At 48.1% G+C, this 21659-nt stretch carries 16 protein-coding genes, 1 other RNA gene and 1 pseudogene; 13 read left to right on the forward strand and 5 right to left on the reverse strand.

All coding sequences use genetic code 11. From position 1 onward, the window contains the following. Positions 1 to 297 precede the first annotated feature (297 nt). The 7 genes and pseudogenes from BN1938_RS04665 to BN1938_RS04700 all read left to right on the forward strand — a co-directional run bounded on the left by BN1938_RS04665 (position 298) and on the right by BN1938_RS04700 (position 8467). A complete protein-coding gene (locus BN1938_RS04665; protein WP_050639481.1) occupies positions 298 to 1917 on the forward strand; it encodes an EAL domain-containing protein in 1620 nt (539 codons plus the stop codon). 15 nt (positions 1918 to 1932) lie between these two features. After that, a complete protein-coding gene (locus tag BN1938_RS04670; protein WP_050639482.1) occupies positions 1933 to 2562 on the forward strand; it encodes a 4'-phosphopantetheinyl transferase family protein in 630 nt (209 codons plus the stop codon). Then, a complete protein-coding gene (locus BN1938_RS04675) occupies positions 2559 to 3347 on the forward strand; it encodes a M15 family metallopeptidase (RefSeq protein ID WP_050639483.1) in 789 nt (262 codons plus the stop codon). The genes BN1938_RS04670 and BN1938_RS04675 overlap by 4 nt, the downstream gene beginning before the upstream one ends. 350 nt (positions 3348 to 3697) lie before the next feature. Further along, positions 3698 to 4036, forward strand: a complete 339-nt coding sequence (locus BN1938_RS04680; RefSeq protein WP_050639484.1) for a P-II family nitrogen regulator — start codon at positions 3698 to 3700, stop codon at positions 4034 to 4036. A gap of 169 nt (positions 4037 to 4205) precedes the next feature. Next, a pseudogene (locus BN1938_RS04685) lies at positions 4206 to 5411 on the forward strand (ammonium transporter); the annotation flags it as partial. Between the two features lie 581 nt (positions 5412 to 5992). Then, the gene (locus tag BN1938_RS22960) at positions 5993 to 7030 is read left to right on the forward strand and encodes a hypothetical protein (protein ID WP_082202799.1); all 1038 of its coding nucleotides are present in this window, start codon (positions 5993 to 5995) and stop codon (positions 7028 to 7030) included. 24 nt (positions 7031 to 7054) lie between these two features. Next, on the forward strand, positions 7055 to 8467 hold the full coding sequence (locus BN1938_RS04700; RefSeq protein ID WP_050639486.1) for a deoxyguanosinetriphosphate triphosphohydrolase: 1413 nt from the start codon (positions 7055 to 7057) through the stop codon (positions 8465 to 8467). Between the two features lie 189 nt (positions 8468 to 8656). Here the strand turns inward: BN1938_RS04700 and BN1938_RS04705 are convergent, their stop codons facing one another. Continuing rightward, positions 8657 to 10117, reverse strand: a complete 1461-nt coding sequence (locus BN1938_RS04705) for a DUF6128 domain-containing protein (protein WP_050639487.1) — start codon at positions 10115 to 10117, stop codon at positions 8657 to 8659. A gap of 179 nt (positions 10118 to 10296) precedes the next feature. Between BN1938_RS04705 and tadA the strand changes: the two genes are divergently transcribed. After that, positions 10297 to 10773 carry a tRNA adenosine(34) deaminase TadA gene (tadA, locus tag BN1938_RS04710; protein WP_050639488.1) on the forward strand — a complete coding sequence of 159 codons (477 nt, stop codon included), beginning with the start codon at positions 10297 to 10299 and terminating at the stop codon, positions 10771 to 10773. A 103-nt stretch (positions 10774 to 10876) separates the two neighbouring features. Here tadA and BN1938_RS04715 read toward each other — a convergent pair whose 3' ends face one another. The 3 genes from BN1938_RS04715 to BN1938_RS04725 form a co-directional block, all read right to left on the reverse strand. Next, on the reverse strand, positions 10877 to 12481 hold the full coding sequence (locus BN1938_RS04715; RefSeq protein ID WP_050639489.1) for an amidohydrolase: 1605 nt from the start codon (positions 12479 to 12481) through the stop codon (positions 10877 to 10879). 62 nt (positions 12482 to 12543) lie between these two features. Next, positions 12544 to 13110 carry a chromate transporter gene (locus BN1938_RS04720; protein WP_050639490.1) on the reverse strand — a complete coding sequence of 189 codons (567 nt, stop codon included), beginning with the start codon at positions 13108 to 13110 and terminating at the stop codon, positions 12544 to 12546. Next, entirely contained in the window at positions 13107 to 13673 is a 567-nt protein-coding gene (locus tag BN1938_RS04725; RefSeq protein ID WP_197278208.1) for a chromate transporter, read from the reverse strand. Before BN1938_RS04725 ends, BN1938_RS04720 begins: the two co-directional genes overlap by 4 nt. A gap of 107 nt (positions 13674 to 13780) precedes the next feature. Here BN1938_RS04725 and BN1938_RS04730 point away from each other — a divergent pair, with 107 nt between their 5' ends. Continuing rightward, a complete protein-coding gene (locus BN1938_RS04730; protein WP_050639492.1) occupies positions 13781 to 14656 on the forward strand; it encodes a LysR family transcriptional regulator in 876 nt (291 codons plus the stop codon). Positions 14657 to 15737: 1081 nt separating this feature from the next. On the opposite strand, the gene ffs is transcribed toward BN1938_RS04730, so the two are convergent. Then, positions 15738 to 16000: signal recognition particle sRNA large type (gene ffs / locus BN1938_RS22965), an RNA gene on the reverse strand. 279 nt (positions 16001 to 16279) lie between these two features. On the opposite strand from ffs, the gene BN1938_RS04735 reads away from it, so the two are divergent. The 4 genes from BN1938_RS04735 to BN1938_RS04750 all read left to right on the forward strand — a co-directional run bounded on the left by BN1938_RS04735 (position 16280) and on the right by BN1938_RS04750 (position 21571). Next, positions 16280 to 18010, forward strand: a complete 1731-nt coding sequence (locus BN1938_RS04735) for a B12-binding domain-containing radical SAM protein (protein ID WP_050639493.1) — start codon at positions 16280 to 16282, stop codon at positions 18008 to 18010. A gap of 160 nt (positions 18011 to 18170) precedes the next feature. After that, positions 18171 to 18806: an endonuclease III gene (gene nth / locus BN1938_RS04740; protein WP_050639494.1), complete on the forward strand. Its 636-nt coding sequence runs from the start codon at positions 18171 to 18173 to the stop codon at positions 18804 to 18806. Positions 18807 to 18978: 172 nt separating this feature from the next. After that, positions 18979 to 20550 (forward strand): VanW family protein, encoded by a 1572-nt coding sequence (locus tag BN1938_RS04745; protein WP_050639495.1) that lies wholly within the window; start codon positions 18979 to 18981, stop codon positions 20548 to 20550. Between the two features lie 4 nt (positions 20551 to 20554). Beyond that, positions 20555 to 21571, forward strand: a complete 1017-nt coding sequence (locus BN1938_RS04750) for an AIR synthase-related protein (RefSeq protein ID WP_050639496.1) — start codon at positions 20555 to 20557, stop codon at positions 21569 to 21571. Positions 21572 to 21659: the final 88 nt, after the last annotated feature.

A 21659-nucleotide genomic window follows, 5' to 3' on the forward strand; every position in this document is an offset into this window, starting at 1 on the left:
CCTCTAACGTAAACTCTAGGACCTTTAAAATGGCATAGATGCTCCCCGTGTGGGACTGGCTTCCCGGTTTTTCGGCTGACGCATCCGGTCGGTAGGAAAAATTTGGCCCCAAATTTATTCCCTCATCGCATCTTGCTTTTTATGAGAGATTATACTACAATATTTATATCTGTACGTTACCAAAACTACAGTGCATAAAAGCTAATAGTTATCAAGTACTGCATTGCGCAGGTTTCAGGCATTCTAATCACCAAAACATACACAAAGCAGTACTGTAAGATCAGGGGAGAGAAGTCCATGAGTGAGAAATATAGACAGCGTTCTATAATAGAAATCATGAATGACGTACTGGGCACCATACGTGATTATTATGATTCCGAATATGTTTATTATATAGAAAAAGAGGATGACGATATCATCACGATCTATGAATGGTGTGCGGAAAACGTTCCATGGCAGAGGGACCGCATTAAGATGCTGGATGCGGATCAGATGCCCAAGTGGTTGCGCCAGGAGATTACGGACACTACCGAGGCTGATTATAGTGTATTCCAGCCGCTGGATGATGAGGTGGTGGCGGTTCTGGCTGCGGTGGGCGTACACCGGGGCGGGTGCGACCTTTCACTTATGCGTGCGGTGATCCCATATATTTCACAGGCGATTGTCCTGCAGAAAATGCAGAAGCAGCAGGAATACCTCAGCTATCACGATGACCTGACCGGGCTTTTGAACCGGAACAGTTTTGTCGGCTATCTGGCGGAAGTGAAGCAGGAAGAACTGAAGTCACTGGGGGCGCTGTCCGTAGACATCAACGGCCTGAAGAACTTTAATAAAGAGTTCGGGCGTGAGTATGGGGACGAGGTGGTCATTCGTGTCGGGGAAGTCCTGGAGGAGTACTTCAGAGGCGCTATGGTATTCCGCCTGACGGGGGACGAATACCTGGCAATCATGGAGAACGTGGATTATGAGGACTTCATGAAAAATGTACATGGTGCACACAGCAAGCTGGAGAATATCAGCCTGGGCCTGACTACGATGGGATATGCCTGGGAAAAGGTAGACATTGATGTGGACAGCCTTGTGGCACATGCCGAGGGCATGATGCGGGAAGAGAAGCAGAAGTATTATAAGAACCTGAAGAAAGGCCATCATGAGCCGATTATTAAGCAGGATCTTCTGGAGGATATAGAACAGGGGAATTTTATTGTGTGTTTTGTCCCCAAGGTAGATGTTCTGACGGAGGAAGTGGTGGGAGCCGAAGCAGTCGTACGTTATCACCACAAGGATCTGGGCATTGTGGACCCGGGCAAATACATTACACTGCTGGAGGAGACAAAGCTGTCTCATCATCTGGATCTGTATGTATTCGAGGAGGTCTGCAAGACACTGAGGAGATGGGAGCTGGATGATATGCCGATGCTGCCTGTGTCCGTGAATTTTGCCGGTGCAACTCTGCGGCAGGAGAGCGTTGCGGAGAAGATGCTTGCCCTGGTAGAGAAGTACCATGTTTCCTGTGAATATCTGGAAGTGGAAGTTTCCGAATCCTACACAGATATGAATCAGGAGATGCTTGCAGAGACAAGCAACAAGATCAGGAAGGAAAACGTACGAGTCATTCTGGATCATTTTGGCGCAAAGGATTCCAGTTTTGCCATTCTATCTATTATGGAATTTGATGGTCTGAAGCTGGATCGGAGCCTGGTGGCTAACATTGTCGGAAACAGCCGCAGCCAGATTGTGGCAAAGGCAGTGATTGATGTATGCAGGCAGCTCGGTGTCCATGTGGCGGCCGCAGGGGTGGAAACACAGGATCAGCTGAATGTATTAAAAGAGTTGGGATGTGATTATGCACAGGGGACTTTGTTCAATAAACCGATTACGATAGACACTTTTGAAGTGCGCTATTTGAAGAATTAGAAAGCAGGCATATCTATGATCAGGACGTGGCTTTCGGATATCCGCCCTTTATATGAGGAGCAAAGATACCGGAGATATTACGATACGCTTCCGGCTTTTAGAAAAGAAAAGGCGGACAGGCTGCGATTCCAAAAGGACAGGGCACAGAGCGCAGGAGCCTGGATATTGCTGGAAAAGATACGAAAGAAATACAGAATTACAGAAAAAGCAGCATTTAATCTCTCGCATTCGGGGGATTATGTGCTGTGTTCTGTTGATATGGAATGTAATGAGCAAACTCAGGTGGGATGTGACATTGAGACTGTCAAAGAGGCGGATCTGAAGGTGGCAAAAAGGTTTTTCTGCCCATCGGAGTACGAGGCAATTTTGAGGGAGGACAATCAAAAACTGCAGAGGGATATGTTTTACAGGTTCTGGGTGCTGAAGGAAAGTTTTATGAAGGCCACCAGGGAGGGAATGGCGCTGGATATGTCGAGTTTCGAGATCCGGCTTTCCTCGCCGCCTGTACTGCTTGAGAAGCCGGAACGTTTTCCGCGGGACTATTATTACCGGGAATACGTGCTGCCTGGGTGTCCCTGTAAAATAGCAGTCTGTTCCACTGACGACGAAATTGATTCTGAACTACGGATGGAGTTTAAATTATGAAGATGAACCGGAAGATAAAAAAAGCGCTCATATTGGGTGCAGTGTGCGGCGCAGTGCTTGGAATGGCGCTGACATTTGCCGCGGCCAGTAAGGCATTAGACAAGAAAGAAGATACCATGGCTAAAACGCACGAGAAGTTAAAAGCGGAGAATAAAGATCTGCAGTCAAAGCTGAAACAACAGAAATCTGTGGAGGCTGCGGCTGTTCTGTCCAAGGAGGAACCAGAGAATTGGGAGCTTGTGCTGGTAAATGACGATTATCCGCTGGACCAGGAATACCAGCCTGAATTAGCAGAGGTTATAGAGGGGCGTTCAGTAGATTCACGGATTGTCGAAGATACGAAGCAGATGCTGGAGGATGCCCAGGCGGGCGGACTTAAGATGTATATCTGTTCCGCTTACCGTTCCTACGAAGATCAGAAGACCGTTTTTAATGAGACTATGCAGAACTGGGTCAACCAGGGAAGCAGTTTACTGGATGCTTACAATGAAACGAAGAAATCTGTTGCAGTGCCGGGATACAGCGAGCACGCGACCGGGCTGTCACTTGACATTACATCCGAGGAGTATCAGAACCTGGACGAGAAACAGGCGGATACGGCTGAGTCCAAATGGCTGGCGGAAAACTGTTATAAATATGGATTTATACTTCGTTATCCTCCGGAAAAAGCGGATATAACCGGTATCATATATGAGCCGTGGCATTACCGCTATGTAGGGAAAGAGGCGGCGAAAGAGATCAAAGAGAAGGGGATCACACTGGAGGAATACCTGGGTGTCAAGTAATTTCGTGCAAATAAGAGATCTTTTCTTCTGCTGAAGGGAAAATAATGACATTTTTAACAAATATAAATTTATTATAAAATAATATTTGACTTTCAAATCTGCGCGAGTATAATAAGTTATATCAAAACGAGGGCGTTTTCCACAGGGAAGACGCCCTTTTTGTATAATAGGACAGTGCTTTGCACTGTCCTATTATACAAAACCCTCCGGGGGATGCACATTCCGCGATAAGGTATATAGCCGCAAAGCGGCATCGCGGCGGCGCCAAAGTGTGCAAGCCCCTCATGAGTGAGGGGGTGGAGATCTGAGGTGGGCTTGCCCGCTTTGTTATATTAAAAGGAGGTCATAATATGAAGAAACTCGAAATTATTATTCAGCCGGAGAAGCTGGAAGACTTGAAAACAATTCTCGACAGCTGTTCTGCTAACGGACTTATGATTACAAATATCATGGGATACGGCAATCAGAAAGGACACAGGAAGATATACCGCGGTGCAGAATATCGTGTAAATCTGCTTCCGAAGATCAAGGTAGAAACAATCGTTGAGCCTGAGACGGCCGAAGAAATCATTGAAAAAGTTGTCTCAGAAATTCAGACGGGTACATACGGAGACGGAAAGATATTTGTTTACGAAGTACAGGATGCGGTCAGGATCAGAACCGGGGAGCGCGGACACGATGCTCTCTAAACTACAGGCAGGAATGAAAAATTGTTATCAAAGGGGATAGCTGTAAGAAACATAGGGATGTGTTTCGTTACAGGTATCTCCTTTTTATATGCCCGGCACGTGAGCAGTCCGGGCTGCAAAATGAGAAGGAGGAGTCATTATGGGATTAGCAGATTTAATTGCAGGCGGTATGGAATCAAGTGAGGCGGTATCCCTGCTGATTAATATCATGTGGACGATGCTGGGGGCATTTTTGGTTTACTTTATGCAGGCGGGATTTGCCATGTGTGAGGCAGGATTTACACGAGCAAAGAACACGGGAAATATTCTGATGAAAAATATGATGGACTTTGTACTGGGAAGTCTGTTTTTCTTTATTTTTGGATTTGCAATTATGCATGGTACGGACTGGAACGGCATCATAGGAATCAGAGGATTCTTCAATCCGGTTTCTCTGGCAGATGCAGATGGCTTAATGAACGGCCTGCCAGTAGGCGTATTCATGATCTTCCATACGGTGTTCTGTGCAACCGCAGCCACAATCGTTTCCGGTTCCATGGCAGAGCGGACCAAGTTTGCTGCTTACCTTGCATACAGTGCGGCGATCAGTATCTTTATTTACCCGGTTTCCGGACACTGGATCTGGGGAGGCGGATGGCTGGCAGAGCTGGGATTCCATGATTTTGCCGGTTCCGCGGCGGTACATATGGTCGGCGGTATCTGCGCACTGGTCGGGGCAAAAATACTGGGTCCTCGTATCGGAAAGTATGACAAAGAAGGAAAAGTCAGAGCCATACCCGGACATAACCTGCCGATTGCAGCGCTTGGTGTCTTTATCCTGTGGTTCTGCTGGTTTGGTTTCAACTGCGGTTCCACAACAGCCGCAACTACGAACCTCGGAGATATTGCCATGACGACAAACCTTGCAGCAGCCGCAGCCACACTTCTGGCAATGACCGTAACTTGGCTCAGATATGGAAAGCCGGATGTGTCTATGACCTTCAACGGATCTCTGGCGGGTCTCGTGGCAATTACAGCGGGCTGTGATACAGTCAGCAACTGGTCAGCAATCATAATCGGTGCAATAGCCGGTATCGTGGTAGTATTTTCAGTAGAATTCTTTGATAAAGCAGCAAAGATCGATGACCCGGTGGGGGCAATCAGCGTACACGGCGTATGCGGTGCGCTCGGCACAATCCTGACAGGCGTATTCTCACCAGATTATTCAGTAGTAACACAGCTGATAGGCGTAGCATCCGTCATAGCCTTTGTAGGTATCATGGCATTCATCATCTTTACAATCATAAACAAAACAATAGGACTGCGGGTTAACAAGACCGAAGAAACCGAAGGTCTGGATGTACATGAGCATGGTTCAACCGCATATGCAGATTTCAACTTCAGGTTGTAAAACAAATGTTTTACAACCTCCCTGCACTTTTAAGCTCCACCAATCGAATTAATACGCTGCTGCCGTCTCGACGCCTCCCAATGTACGCATATTACCAACCGATTGGATGCACCAGCTGGAAAACAGGGAAGTCTGGCGACTGGGGGAGTCTCTATGCCATTTTAAAAGTCCTAAAAGTCTGCGTTAGAGGCCCTTAAGGAAAAAACATAGAAAATGGTGGGCAGGATTTGACGTTTCACGTCAAATCCTGAAGCGGCCTAAGGCCCGAAATTATCAAATTTCGGGCTGCATGCCGCTGTACCGCCATTTTCTATGTTTTTCCCTTTAGGGCCTCTTACGCAGACGGCGCGGATTTTTAAAATGGCATAGAGACTCCCCCCAGTCGCCAGACTTCCCTGTTTTCCAGCGTCCCCCTCCATCCTATCACATAAATTGAACATTGACGTCCCCGTATGTATTTGCTAAAATGGAAAAAGGGAAAATGATGGGTTTATGAAGCAACTATTATGTTTCTATCCATCAGGGTATAATACAATACAGTATCACAATTAATAAGGAGGAAGATCATGGAAGACCTTACATTTGGAGAACAAGTCAAAATTATTCTTGGCCGTAAAGGCATGACTATTAAGGAACTGGCAGAGATAATCGAGGAACGTACCGGTAAGAAGATGTCCAGGCAGAATCTGACCCAGCGTCTGGGAAGAGATAATTTTCAGGAACAGGACATGCGCACAATTGCAAATATTCTGGGCTGTCCTTTCCATTTAAGTATACTTTCAAGAGAAACTCCTGCGGCTGCGACAGCTGTAACCGAATCAGGAGAATCCGTTCCAACGGAAAAGGAGTGGAGGAAGCTGGAGAAGAAACGCCAACAGAAGGCAGCGGAGAGAAAACACGCATTAGCATCAGAGGAAGGTATGCGGGAAACTGATGATATACTGGATGAAGACGATGCGGAAGATATTGAAGAGACAGCACCGGATGCCGGCCTGACAGGCGTAATAGAAGCGGAAAGCGCTCAAGGACAGGCTGCTGGTATTGCTGCGGCAGCTGAATCAGCCATTGGGGATGAAAGTGAGACTGAAGAAGTAGATATGACGATCGGTGAACTCTATGAGATCCATGAGGAACTTTCTGAATTAGAGGAGAATGTTCAGGCCGGTGAGCCGATTGAGACAATAAAAGAAGAGTTAGAACAGAAAAAAGAAGTCAAGACGGAGAAGAAGGAAAAGTTCCGCACCGGCGGTATTTTCCTCAGGAAGAAAGGAAATCCGGCCCCTGCGGAAGAATCTGTGCCGCAGAAAGAAGAGAAGACTGATCCACCCGTTCAGGACGAGGAAGAGCCCGAGGATTTCGAGCCGGTTATCAAACACGATGATGTAGAAGAGGACAGGGAACTGGGCGAGGTGAATCCCTACACCGGGCGTGAATATCAGACCAACAGTGTGCGCATGCATCCGAGCAGAATCGGATATGTGCAGGTTTATGATCGATCTACACATAAATGGACAGATATGACCGAGTGGGCTTTTTTAGGGTATCAGGAACGCAAGAAAGCACTGCTTGGCAAAGAATATGAACCTCCGATTTATCTTGACTAGTATCGAAAATAAGGAGGGTGCGTTATGGAGTGGGATACATTATTATCGGCAAAACGGATGCGGGGCGGCGTGTGGAACCGGCGGAATGGTTCAACGGATCTGAGAAGCGAATTTGAAAAGGACTATCACAGGATTATCGGGAGCGCTTCATTTCGGCGCCTGCAGGATAAGACACAGGTATTCCCACTGGATAAAAGTGACTTTATCCGCACCAGGCTGACACATTCCCTTGAGGTATCCTCACTGGGAAAGTCTCTGGGGCAGAACATTGGAGAAAATATATTAACAACGAATAAAGATCCCGGATTCACGGCCCCCATGAAGGAGGATATCTGCAATATCCTCCAGTGTGCGGGGCTTATTCACGATATAGGAAATCCGCCCTTCGGGCATTTTGGAGAAAACGCGATTCGGGAATGGTTTATCCGTAACCTTCCGGATCTCACTTGTTTTGGTAGATCGGTGGAAGAGATGCTGACGCCGCAGATGAGAGAGGACTTCTATCATTTTGAGGGAAACGCCCAGGCTCTGCGTCTTGTGACGAAGCTGCATTATCTGGTGGATGAGCACGGAATGAACCTGACATATGCGCTTTTGAACACCATCGTGAAATATCCGGTTCCATCCACAGGAATCGACCCTGCCACGGGCAATATCAAGGATAAAAAGATGGGCTATTATTATGCGGATCAGGCTGTATTTGAGGAGATCTCAAAAGAAACAGGGGCCGGCACGTCCAGACATCCCCTTACCTACATCCTGGAGGCGGCAGATGACCTGGCCTATAAGACGGCAGATATTGAAGATGCCTATGTAAAGGGATTTATAACGTTTTATGACTTGGAAAAAGAGTTGGAAATATTGCAGAAGAAACAAAATAATGTCAATTTCCAACCGCTTGACAAACTCCGCACCCTCTATGAAAGAGGCAAAGAAAAAGGTGTAAGTCATCCGGAGTCCTACGCTGTGAAGAACTGGATTGTGAGGGTGCAGGGATATCTGATCAGCTGCGCAACTTCTGGATTTACATCCCATTATGACGAGATCATGGAAGGGACTTTTAAAGAGGACCTGTTCTATGGAACCTTTGGACAGGATCTGATGGATCTGCTTGGTGATATGGCTTACCGTTATGTATTTGCATCCAGGGCGATCTATAAGATGGAGGTAACGGAGGCAGTAATTCTGGATTTCCTGATGGATAAGCTGGTTCATGCGGTACTGTATTACGATACAGACCGGCCGCTTGGATCTATCGACAGCAGGGTGGTGTCCTTTATCTCGGATAATTATAAGAATGCATACAGACTGCAGGCAGAAGGAAAGAGTGAGGCGGAGAAGCTGTATCTTCGTCTGCTGCTTGTCACGGATTATGTATGCGGGATGACGGACAGCTATGCCAAACGGTTGTATCAGGAAATGAACGGGCTTGTTTAGGGGGATGGGGGCGCGAATGACAGTGCGATCCGGCTGCCGGTACAGGCTCACCCGGATCATTCTTTTTGAAGAAGCGCAGGCATCAATACAGCGATGAACTGGCAGAGGCGCGCATCATGTACAGTATGACGCGCGCCTCGCTGCAAGTACGCTTTAGTGCATTTGAATTAATTGAGTCTGCCGGAGACACTATTTGATAAACCGGCAGAAGTGCCCAAAATCAGGAGTGGGTGCTTTTTCGTCTTCATCCAGTTCCAGCTGGTCTACATAGGTCTTGGTGAACTGCGGGAAACCGAACAGTTCCGCAGCCCGGGCTTCCCTTGGAGAGTAAATAGCAGGGACTCCCAGCCAGTAACGGCCATCTTCTTCAACCAGTAGAAGGTGGTTATAATTGTGATATCCATGGAGGAGAAAACTGTTATTCGCAAGGTTCCAGCAGCGGCGGGGGAGAATCGAGAGATCGGAACGCTGTATTTTCCTGGCTGTGGGGCCGGTTTGTGTTTCTTCTTCCCCGGAGTCATATGACTCTGTTCGGATTTCGCCGGCGGGGGTATCTGTCTGGGCTGCATTATCATCAGACATGGCAGTATCTTCTGGCTTCGCCGGGGTATTTATTATCTCCTCAGTGTGATTGAATTCTGAGGGAGGTATATCCGTTTCAGAGGAAGGGAGTGTATTTCTGGTTATTTCGTCTTCATCAGAAGGGGGAAATGCCCTTCGGGTTATATCATCCTCATCAGAAGGAAGAAGTGAACTTCGAGTTCTGACTTCCTCATCAGAAGGGGGAAGTGAACTTCGTGGCCTGACTTCTTCATCAGAAGAAAGACGTGTATTACGGGTCACATCTTCTTCAGAAGGAGAGGTGAGTGCATCAGGGGATATATCTGATTCAGAAGAGGTTTGTGCATCTGACATAACATCCGTATCAGCTCTGTACGATGCATCTGAGGATATATCGACATCAGAACCGCTGAATGAATCAAAGTACAGATCGTCATCGTAGCCACGGAATGTATCCGTGGAGATATCAGCCTCAGACTCGTGAAAAGTATCAGAATACATAAGATTTTCAGGGTCATTATATGCGTCTGCGCTTTCCTCGCTTTCGGAGAGGCTTTGTGACTCCGCCTGTGCTTCTTCATCGATGACGTCAGGTAAACCGGCCCCGGCTCTGGTGCTCACGGCGGGTCCTTCGTCCGCTGACTCCGGGGAGGGTACTTCGGAGGGCGCAGGCTCTTCCAATACTGCGGCTGTGCTGTCTCCGGTTTTTTTCCACAGTTCGATTTCGCGGGTATCAAAGTCTGCTCCATCTGCGGCGGCGGTATAATACTGGCCGGAGTCCGTTTTCAGGAAAAAGCCGTCTATCTGCTCCAGGGGCCTGCCTTCCGGGAAAGTGGTGTCTGAAATGGTGAATCTTGCAGAGATACATTTATCCCCGCAGATGATCTCGTCGACCTGACTGGAAATAAATTTTGAATTCTGCCTGCAGAATGCATACAGCTTGACTGTGCTGCCGGTCTGCACCGGAATTCCTCTGACATTGACCTGCAGTACACAGGACTGGTAATGCTGGATTAATTTTATAAAGCCTGCATTACGCAGTTTTTGATTATTATTGTATTCATAAATATAACAGATACCGGGATTCATAATACACCTCTGGTCTTGTCTTTCTTTCAATCTAATTTATTCAGAGAGGTTTTGAAAAAGAACACTATTTGTGGTAAATTATATCAAAAGGGAAAAATTAGTGTACCGGCACATTGAAATTTAGGCTGGATATTAAGCTGTATATCAATCAGACAGTGCACGGGGGTGGAGGGATGATTATGAAAGCAGACGAAAAATATATGAAAGAAGCTATCAGGCAGGCAAAAAAGGCATATGCCCTGGAGGAGGTTCCGATCGGATGTGTGATTGTATATCGGGATAAAATCATAGGACGGGGCTATAACAGGCGTACGATCGACAAGAACCCTCTGGCCCATGCGGAACTGACTGCGATACGAAAGGCCAGCAAAAAGCTGAATGACTGGCGGCTGGAGGAATGCACCCTGTATGTCACCCTGGAGCCATGCCAGATGTGCTCCGGCGCGATAATCCAGGCCAGGGTGCAGCGCGTGGTAGTTGGATGCATGAATCCCAAGGCAGGCTGTGCGGGATCCATTCTCAACCTGCTGGACATGCAGGAATTTAACCACCAGGCAGAGCTTACGACGGGGGTGCTGGAAGAAGAGTGCAGTACGATGATGAAGCAGTTTTTTAAGGAACTGCGGGAAAAGCAAAAGAAGATGAGGGCCAAATAAAAGTAACAGCCAGAGCGTGTCTGAAAATTGCTTGCTGCAAGATGTTGTCCCAGTTTGCGGCAATGAATTTTCAGACACGCTCTAGGGCAAGCCTGCCCTTCCATTACTTTTTGTACAGGGTTTTTCCTTCTTTCATCGTTTCCAGAACCACGATGTCTTTCAGTTTCATTTTGTCTGTTTTCAGCGGATTTTTATCGAGAATAACAAGGTCTGCCAGTTTTCCGGCCTCCAGCGTACCTTTTTCCTGTTCCTCGTGATAGGCGTATGCCGTGTTAATGGTGATTGCCTTCAATGCATCATACACCCCAATCCTCTGTTCCGGGCCCAGGACTTCCCCGCCGCGCGTAATCCTGTTTACCGCGGCCCATACGGAGTGCATCATATCCGGCTTCGTAACCGGCGTATCCTGGTGAAAATTCAGAACCAGCCCTCTGTCCAGCGCTGATTTACAAGGGCTGATTCGTCTGCCGCGGGTATCGCCCAGATTCTTTTTGTGAATATCGCCCCAGTAATAGACATGCCCCACAAAAATGGAGGGGATCATCTTCAAATCCGCCATTTTGTCCAGTTGATCATCCCTTGCCGTCTGGCAGTGGATCATAACAGGCCGGAGATCTGCATCAGCAGCCTCAGGTATCTTCTTCAACGCTTTCTCATAGGCTTTCAAAAACTGATCACCCGCCGCATCTCCATTGCAGTGCACCAGGATTTGTTTTCGGTCCCTCAAAGCCTGTTCCATAAACCCGGTTACGGTTTCATCTGTGAACCATGGATATGCACAGTAGTCTCCGCTGTTTTCATAGGGCTTTGTCAGCCATGCCGATTTCCCCTGGGGTGAACCGTCCAGCACGGTTTTGTAACCTCCTAGCTTAAAATGGTTATTGTACTTCCGGTCACACTCCGGATACTCGATAAAGAGCTGGCCCGGATCAGCTTCGCTCATAACCGGATAGGATACGACATCGAGTACAAAAGCGCCCTCATCACATGCTTTTTTCATGAACTGAACTGCGTCTGTGCTGCTGGCGCCGTCCTGAACGGTTGTGATTCCGTATTTCAGGTATTCCTGCTGTACGATCCTGAGGCCTTTCATGAGATCCATCTTCATATGAACGGAGAGTAGTTTCTGCAGCTCTATCATTGCGGCTTCTTCCAGATATCCGTCCGGCTCTTTGGTTCCGGGGATCTTGCCGATGACACCGCCCTGGGGATCTGCAGTATTGCTGCCGATCCCTGCAAGCTTCAAAGCAGCACTGTTTGCGCAGCCCATATGGCCGGAAGCATGGGATACATAGATGGGGATACGTTCAGATACCTGATCCAGAATCTGTCTGGTGGGATGCCCTCCTTCTTTCAGGAAATTGTGGTCATAGCCGAAACCGACGACGACATCATTTTCTGAAATGTGCCTCGCCTCAATATATTGCTTTAAGGTATTGATGATATCCTGATAGCTGCCGCAGCCGCTCAGATCGGCATTTAAGGCCATCTGCGCTGCCATTGAGACATGTCCGTGTCCGTCCAGAAAGGCAGGCATCAGAGTCTTTCCATTCAGGTCAATATATTCGGTATCCGGGCCTGTCAGCTTCTCTGCCCCGGCTTTCGGGCCTGCGTATGCAATTTTTTCATCTGTGACAAGCAGTGCCTCCGGCATATTGTGTTCCCCTGTCATCGCGATGATATTTCCGCCATAGTACAATTTTTGCATAATATATTCCATCCTTTCTGAAAGCGGATTTCGCTTGATCTTATTTCAAATTATACCTCATATTACAAATAAAATACCACCCCCGCAGCACCACTTATGACCATAATCAGAATCGGATTCATCTTCCGCCTGCGCAGTATCAAAAGCATCACAAAAAATAGGAGAACTGCGATCCAGTTAATTTTCGAGAACATGGAACTTAAATGAAATGTGCTGGTGCCAAAAAACGCGAGTAGTATAATTGTAGCTGACGCCGAGATAATCAGGCCTAAAGACGCTGACTTCAGTCCGTTTAATATTTCAAAAATATAGGTAGAACTCCGGTGTTTCTGAAAAAAGCGGTATAAAAATAAAGAAATAGCTACTCCGCATATTACACAGCCGATTGTAGCTGCTGCCGCGCCTCCAATCCCTCCGATCTGCAGGCCGACAAAGGTAGAGGTATTAACGGCCAGCGGGCCCGGGGTCATCTGTGAGATTGTAATAATGTCCGTAAAGAGCTTTTCACTGATCCATCCGGCCTGATTTACCACCTGCTCCTGAATTAAAGGAATGATTGCATAACCGCCTCCAATACTGAGCAGGCCGATTTTGAAAAATGTAATAAATAAATTCCAGATTGTCGTCATTTTATCTTCCTCTTTTCCCAGAACACCCGTATCACACATAAAAAGCAGCAGACAACCAGTATCAGAGCCACATTGATACCGAGCACAAAGTTTGCCAAAAAGGCTGCAGGTATCATGGCAGATAAAAACCAGGACCGCTCCTTCAGGATCAAAGCGCACATGTCGATGATCAGATCTACAATCAGTGCGGCCACGCCCGCCTGCATCCCTTTTAACACCGCTGCAACAACAGCGTTTGAGATAAAAGCGGTATAAAATGCCGATACCAGTCCCAGTATAACAAGGGGCGGTATGACGGCGGCAATGCAGCTGATGGCTGCGCCCAGAGTTCCTGCGACCCGGTATCCCGCCAGCGCAGACAAATTAATGGCAATCGCCCCGGGAGTCGACTGTGCCACAGCTGCCATACCCACCAGTTCCTCCTCCGTAAAATACTGTTTCTGGGTTACAAAATAACGGCGGACCATAGGTACAACCACATAGCCGCCGCCGAAAGTAAAACTGCTGATAAACAGGTTGACTGCCAAAAGCCAGAAATATGTTTGTTTCTTGGGATGCTCCATCATGCCCCTCCTCTCTGTGTCTCCCATTATAGTTCTTGTTGAGGCATCTGTAAAATGATATAATTATATACAATACATAAAATTTATTCATGTCAGGAGAAGAGCCTATGAACATACGGCATCTAGAAATTATAGAAGCAGTTGAACAGACCGGAACTTTTACAGGTGCAGCAAAAAAACTGCACCTCACACAATCTGCGGTATCACACGCGATAGCAGAACTGGAACAGCAGGCCGGGACAGCACTGTTTGACCGTCTGCCGCGGGGCGTATGCCTGACGAGCTGCGGTACAATGCTGCTGAAAGAGGCGCGGAATATACTGGCCTCCTGCCGCAGCCTGGATCAGCGGATCAGCCGTTTAGAAGAATGCACGCCTGTAAATATTGTGTCCAGTATCACCATTGCATCTTTTCACCTGCCCCAGATTTTAAACCGTTTGAAAGCCGTACTTCCGGAACTTCAGGTGAATGTGCGCGTAGCAAGTGCCAATTCGGCAATGGAGATTCTACAAAACGGGGAAGCGGATATTGCCTTTTGGGAAGGCGTTGAGCCACAGGGAGCATTTCGGACCATTTTATTGGGCAGTTATAAGCTGTGCGCCGTGTGCGCTCCTGATTTTCCACTTCCTGACCGGGCAGTATCACCCCGCCAGTTGTGCAAATTGCCGCTATTACTGCGGGAGAAGGGCAGTGCGGTACGGGATACTTTTGACAGTACACTGTCACTTGCAAACCAAAAGGCCTATCCCAGATGGGAAAGCGTAAACTCTTTTGCACTTGTTAAAGCGGCAGAAGCGGGCCTGGGCGTGGCCATTTTGCCCGCGTGTTTATTGACAGCCCCTGTTTCGGAGAAAAAGTTACGCCTGATCCAATTGGAGGGGATGGAAATGGAAAATAAAATGCTGGCAGTACTGCATGAAAATAAATACATTACGCAGCCTATGCAAATGATATTGGATACCATAGCAGGCATGCCTTTGTAGTAAGCAGATATATAATCGGGAGTTAGTGACGCGCTTTAGTCGCGGCACGGATGGGGACGCTCCATAAAGGGATAGCCGAAAACCTCCCGGAGAACATCCATGTCCTTTCAAAAACGCGGCCGCGGACCTAAGAAATTCTAGGCGGGAAACAGCCCTGAAAATGGAGCACCACTGACACATCACGAGAAATCCGATGATTTCTCGCGCTGGGTCAGCTGATTTTTGGATTCGGAATCCAAAAATCTCTCCATTTTCAGGGCTGTTTCCCACCAAGAATTTCTAAGGTTCGCTTTGAGCGTTTTTGAAAGGACATGGATGTTCTCCGGGAGGCTTTCGGCTATCCCTTCATGGAGCTGACGCATCCAACCGGCAGGAAAAGGACTCGTAACTAAGGTGGGGCCTCAAGCGGGGGTCAGCGTATGGATATAGAATTGGTGGTACTTTTATGTCCCTAGTAGGTGTACAAAAGCAAGGGGATACGGTTCCAGTATCAAAATAATTCAATACACATCTTGAAGATGAAAAGACACGCATAGCCAATCCACATCCGCTGCCCTGGTCCGGGATCCCACCCGGTTGGCGGGTTTTCCTGCCGATTGGATGAGCCAGCTTTATGACAGGGAGGCCGGGGAGGCGCTGGGGCTGTATATGCCGTTGCGAAATGCTGGAGTGCGCTTAGTGTTTCTTGAACAGCCGCTGCCGGATAGGCGGGGAAACACTTGATCTCCGAATCAAGTGTTTGCTGAACCCAGCGCGGGAAATCATCAGATTTCCCGTGATGTGTTCAGCGTACCCGCCTAGCCGGCAGCGGCTGTTCTAGAAACACTTAGCAGCACGGGGGCATATCGCAACGGCATATACAGCCCCAGCGCCTCCCCGGCCTCCCTGTCATGAAGCGTCCCCGTCCGTCGACAGGACTGAAGCCTGTCAACTAAATCCCGATTTATATTATCTGGTTAAGAATAGTGACGATGATATATTTAAAATGGCTGTCCCCTGCAGGAACACAAAATATTCCTACAAAGTTCAGCCATTTATTAAGCGTTATCTTTTATCTCATTATGTCAGAATTATCTTTTTTTCGTGCATTACGCTTCGAATGCATCTCCACAGACGTTACCTCGGCAGTTAACTCAACCCAGGCACCCTCACGGCACCCGGAAGATTCTGCTTAGTGCTGCTTCGTTCCCGACCTGACACGGTTCACAGATTCCCGTCGCGTAAGACCCAGATCTCAACGCCACTTTCCAAGGGCAGCTCTGCAAATCAGCACCCTCTGCGTAATATCACCCCTGCTATAGCGGATTGCAGGTACAAGGTACCGCTAACACCCCGGCTGCACGAGTCTTAATTTTACCCTGTTTTTGCCGAAATGTCAACGGATTAGCCGAGTTTTTATTTACTATAAGCAAAAAATATAGTAAAATTAGCCTTTAAGACGTGGCTGATAGAAATTTTGCTGCGTTTTGCACGAAAATCATGGGTCTGGTGTATCTAATACATCGTAAATTTAGGTCGGCTTATGTGGCAGTTAATTATTGTACGATGTACTAGTATAAGCCAACATCTGTTCCCGTCCTCGAACAGATACAACAGGCCTTAAAAATGGAGATATGAATTTTTATGAAGGTTTTATTAGCAGCAATCAATGCAAAATATATACATTCCAATCTGGCGGTTTACAGCCTGAAGAGCTTTGCAACAGAGTATGCACGGGAGATTCATATTAAAGAGTATACCATTAACCAGAGAATCGATGATATTTTGGCGGATCTTTACAGGCAGAAGCCGGATATTCTGTGCCTTTCCTGCTATCTCTGGAATATCAGTTATGTAAAACAGATTGTGGTTGAGATTAAAAAGGTACTGCCCGCCATAAGTATCTGGCTTGGCGGCCCGGAGGTTTCCTACAATGCGGCACAGATGCTGGATTGTTATCCACAGCTGGCTGGTATTATGCGAGGGGAAGGGGAAGAAACATTTCTGGAACTGCTTCATTATTATCATGGTAAACGGCATAACCTGGAGGATGTGATGGGGATTGTTTACCGCAGGGATGGCGGCGCCGCAGAAAGCTCCACGGAACAGGCGGAGATTGTGGAAAACCCATGGCGTCCGGTGATAGATCTCAGCCGGGTTCCGTTTGTCTATCAGGATATGGATGAATTTAAAAATAAGATCATCTATTATGAATCCAGCAGAGGCTGTCCGTTTTCCTGCAGCTACTGTCTTTCTTCTATCGATAAAGCCCTTCGATTTAGGGATCTTTCCCTGGTGAAAAAGGAACTGCAGCAGTTTATTGACGCAGAGATACCGCAGGTAAAATTTGTGGACAGAACCTTTAACTGCCGGCATGATCATGCCATGGCCGTGTGGTCTTATATCGCGGCTCATGATAAAGGGAAGACAAATTTTCATTTTGAAGTGGCAGCAGACCTCTTAAGTGAAGAAGAACTGAGGCTCATTGAAACGATGCGACCGGGGCTGATCCAGCTGGAAATCGGCGTGCAGTCGGTGAATCCGGATACGATCCGGGAGATCAGGCGAGTCATGAAGTTTGAAGAAGTGAAACGGGTGGTCAGCCGGATCCGGTCGGGTGGAAACGTGCATCAGCATCTGGATCTGATCGCCGGACTTCCCTTCGAGGACTATCACAGCTTCAGGCATTCTTTTAACGAAGTTTATGCACTGCGGCCCGAGCAGCTGCAGCTGGGATTTTTGAAGGTATTGAAGGGATCGTGTATGCAGGAGCATGCAGGAGAGTATGAGCTTCAATACCAGGACAGGCCGCCTTTTGAAGTGCTGTCTACAAAATGGATGTCTTTTGACGACATCCTCCGTCTCAAGGGGATTGAGGAGATGGTGGAAGTGCATTATAACAGCGGACAGTTCCAGAATACATTATCTTTGCTGGAACGCGTATTCATGGACAGCTTTACCCTGTATGAAGAACTCAGCCGGTACTATGAAGACAATTCGCTTCATATGCTCAACCATTCAAGAATTATGAGGTATGAGATTCTTTATCGGTTTGCCCTGGCACACGATGGGAAACATGCAGATCAATACAGGAAAGCCCTGACGGTTGATTTATACCTTAGGGATAATGTTAAGAACCGTCCCGATTTTGCCGGGGGTCCCGCTCTTGGAAAAGAGGAGGCCGCCGTATTTTACGACAGAGAGGCAATAGAACACCGGTATCTCAAGGGATATGAGCATTATGACAAGAGACAGATACGAAAAATGACCCATCTGGAAAAGATGGACGGTAAGTTTGTGCTGTTTGACTATAAGAACAGAGATGTTCTGACAAATCAGGCAAAAGTATTTTATATAGATATAGAGCGTGTTTGAAAATGCATTGCCGCAATATGCCGCCCCACTTCACAGTTTATTTACTGCCAAATCCAGGGGGCGTAGTCCACTGCGTCTCCTAAGTTTGCAGTAAATAAACCGCAGACTGGGACAACATCTTGCAGCAAGCAATTTTGAAACACGCTCCGGAGGAGCGTTTATGAAAAAAAGAACAAGAGAGATTCTCTCCATTTTGGATGAACAGTATGGCCGGGAATACGTGTGTTATCTGAACCATGAGACTCCCTGGCAGTTATTGATTGCCACCATACTCAGCGCCCAGTGCACAGATGCGAGGGTCAATATAGTAACAAAGGACTTATTTCAGAAGTATGACACGGTGGAGAAGTTTGCCAATGCAGATCTGAAGGAATTGGAGAAGGATATTAAACCCACCGGCTTTTACCATACCAAAGCAAAAAATATTATCGCCTGCACGAAGGCTCTCGTCGAGCGGTTTGGCGGGGAGGTCCCGCGCAGTCTGGAAGATTTGACCTCTCTGGCAGGGGTAGGGCGCAAGACGGCGAATGTCATCCGTGGGAATATTTACCATGAGCCGAGCGTGGTGGTGGATACGCATGTCAAACGAATCTCAAGACGTCTGGGGCTTACAGAAAATGAGGATCCGGAAAAGATCGAACAGGATTTGATGAAAGCGCTTCCAAAAGACCACTGGATTCTGTATAATATACAGATTATTACATTCGGACGTTCCATCTGTACGGCCAGGAGTCCAAAGTGCGGGGAATGCTTCTTGCAAAAATATTGTAAAGAGTATAAAATAAGATCTAACTAACTAAAATTTGATTCCGGTATAAAGAGGTGAATGAGGTTGAATTTCTATAATAAAAAGGTTAGAAGGATTATATCAATTGTCATTATGGTCATTATCCTGGCGATGGTCGCTACGATGGTAATACCATATCTTGTATAATCGGGAAGTGAATTAAGAAGTCAGGGGAAATGACATGGCAGACAGAAGAAGAAAACGAAGAAGACGCAGACAACAGAGAAGAGCTGTTATCGGAACGGCTTTCGTTTTGGTGTGCGCGCTTCTGGTCATTGTCTGTGTGCAGATTTTTCTCCGGAGCTATATCCGGAAGTTTGACAGCCATAGGATTATTCAGGGCGTTTCTGTCGGGAATACGGATGTGTCCGGTTTGACGGTGGAGAAGGCAAAGGAAAAGGTGGAATCGGAGGTAACGGCATCCATGAAGGCTGGATTGGATCTGACGCTGGAGGACGGCAGGCATTCGGAGGTGGAGCTGTCGGCCCTTGGAATTTCCGTAAAAGATCTGGATAAGACGCTTAAGGAGGCGCTTGACTATGGCAGGAAGGGCAGCGCAGTCCAATGCTATAAGATTATGAAGAAGGCCGAGAAGAATGAGAATAAGAAAAAGTTCCCGGTGGAGTATCAGGTGACCGAGAAGTCCGCAAAAGAGGCATTGAACCATGCGATGTCCCAGGTTCTGCACCTTCCGGAAAATGCAAAAGTGACACAGGATGATTCCGGTGTGGTGATTGTGGAGCAGAAGGCTGGTGAAGTACTGGATATCAAGAAGACGGTGAAGAGCATCAACAAATTGCTCGGCGGTGATTGGAATGGGAAAGACGCCAGTGTTCCTGCATATGTGGAATATATTGATCCGGAGGTGACAAAAGAGGATCTGAAGGACGTTACAGACCTGCTGGGAAGCTTCACGACTTTTTATGGAAGCGATGGTTCCGGGCGTGCGCAGAACATAGAGAGCGGTGCAAAGCACATCGACGGAGCCTTTTTGAAACCGGGCGAAGAATATTCTGCCAATGCGGCGATGGAGCCTTATACCGAGGAGAACGGATTTACCACGGCGGCCTCCTATGAGGATGATAAGGTTGTGGAATCCATGGGAGGCGGTATCTGCCAGATCTCTACGACTCTGTATAATGCAGTGCTCTTTGCAGAGCTGGAAGTGACGGAGCGCTCTCCTCATACCATGCTTATCTCCTATGTGGACCGTTCACAGGATGCTGCGATTGCAGATGATGTGAAGGATTTGAAGTTTAAAAATAATCAGCAGACACCGATTTATATAGAAGGAATTCTTGCGGACGGCTGTATCACGTTTAACATATATGGCAAGGAAACCCGGGATCCGGGAAGAACTCTTGAATTTGTCAGCGAGACGACAAATGAAACGATGCCGGAGGGGAAACGTTTTGTTGCGACCGAAGAGCCGGCAGGAACGTTCTATACCACCCGGCAGGCACAGCCGGAGATATCCGCACGCCTTTGGAAGGTTGTATACCAGGATGGCGAGGAACAGAGCCGTCAGATTATAAATAACAGCCAGTACGTACCGGTGAAAGAGACAGTTGCAGTGGGAACCGCATCCGCGAATCCCGAACTGACAGAAAAGATCAATCAGGCAATCCAGACTCAGGATGAGGCAAGGATACTGAGTGCTGTCCAGGGGGACAGTCAGGCGGAAAACCAGGAGGACAGCCAGGGGGCCGTTCAGGAGAGCAACCAGGAGAACAACGGGGAGCAGGGACAGTGAATCTATGAAAGCAGGCAATGTATCACAGACTATATGGAAACGGTCTGTAAAAAAACAACTGCATACTGACAGAAAAGAAGTTCTCTTCCAGCCATCGGCGGAAGAGGCGTGCAGCGTGGTTCGTATTTCGGAAGGAAAGCTGGCTGTGTACGCACAGGCAGAGGCTTCTGGAGATTCCGTGAGGACAGGGATCTATGCGGCGGTAAGGGCGCTGAATGATCTGGCGGTTCATGGGGTTGAACCGACGGCATTGTCCGTGCAGATTCTGCTGACGCCGTATGCGCAGGAGGAGGATCTGAAAGCGATGACCGGCTGTCTGGAATCCGTTTGCCTGGAGGCAGGCGTGCAGCTGGCCTGTGTGCGGGCCGAGGTGACTTCGGCCGTCGCCCGTACGGTTATATTTGTAACGGCACAGGGAGAGGCGGCGGAGGATGCGCTGCTGCGTCCTGCTTATGCCCTTCCTGGACAGGATATCGTACTGTGCGGCTATGCAGGACTGGAGGGCATGCTGCGGATTCTGGATGAGCGGGAAGAAGAGCTGGGCAGGAGGTTTGTCCCCGCCTTCATTCAGCAGATGAAGCAGCTCAGGGGGAATGTGCTGGCGCTTGATGCCGCCCGTGCAGCGGCCGCTTGCGGAGTAAAGGCGATGTACCAGGTTGGAAGCGGCGGAATATTTGCAGGGCTGTGGGAATTGGCAGAGGCCGCAGGAATCGGACTGGATGTGGAATTGTCCGGTATGTCTGTCAGACAGGAGACAGTGGAGCTCTGCGAGTATTATAACCTGAATCCCTATCAGATGACATCTGCGGGCTGCATCCTTATGACTGCCCGGGACGGAGATGCGCTTGTGAAAGCTTTGGAAAGGGTGGGGGCACGAGCCGGCAAGCTTGGGGTTACCACGGACAAGAAGGCCCGGGTAATCACAAGCGGTGAAGAACAACGATACTTAGACAGGCCGGCTCCAGATGAACTGATGTGCTGGTGGGAGCGGACCGGCGGTACAAACTGCCGGCCTGTGTAAATATAGATTTCCGTACGGCATCCGCTGTGCGGCCGCACGGAGGGAACAGTTCAGGCCTGCCTGAATTGTTACGCGAGAAACAAAGAGG

The organism is Eubacterium sp. SB2, assembly GCF_001244405.1.
Classification (GTDB): domain Bacteria; phylum Bacillota; class Clostridia; order Lachnospirales; family Lachnospiraceae; genus Faecalicatena; species Faecalicatena contortus_B.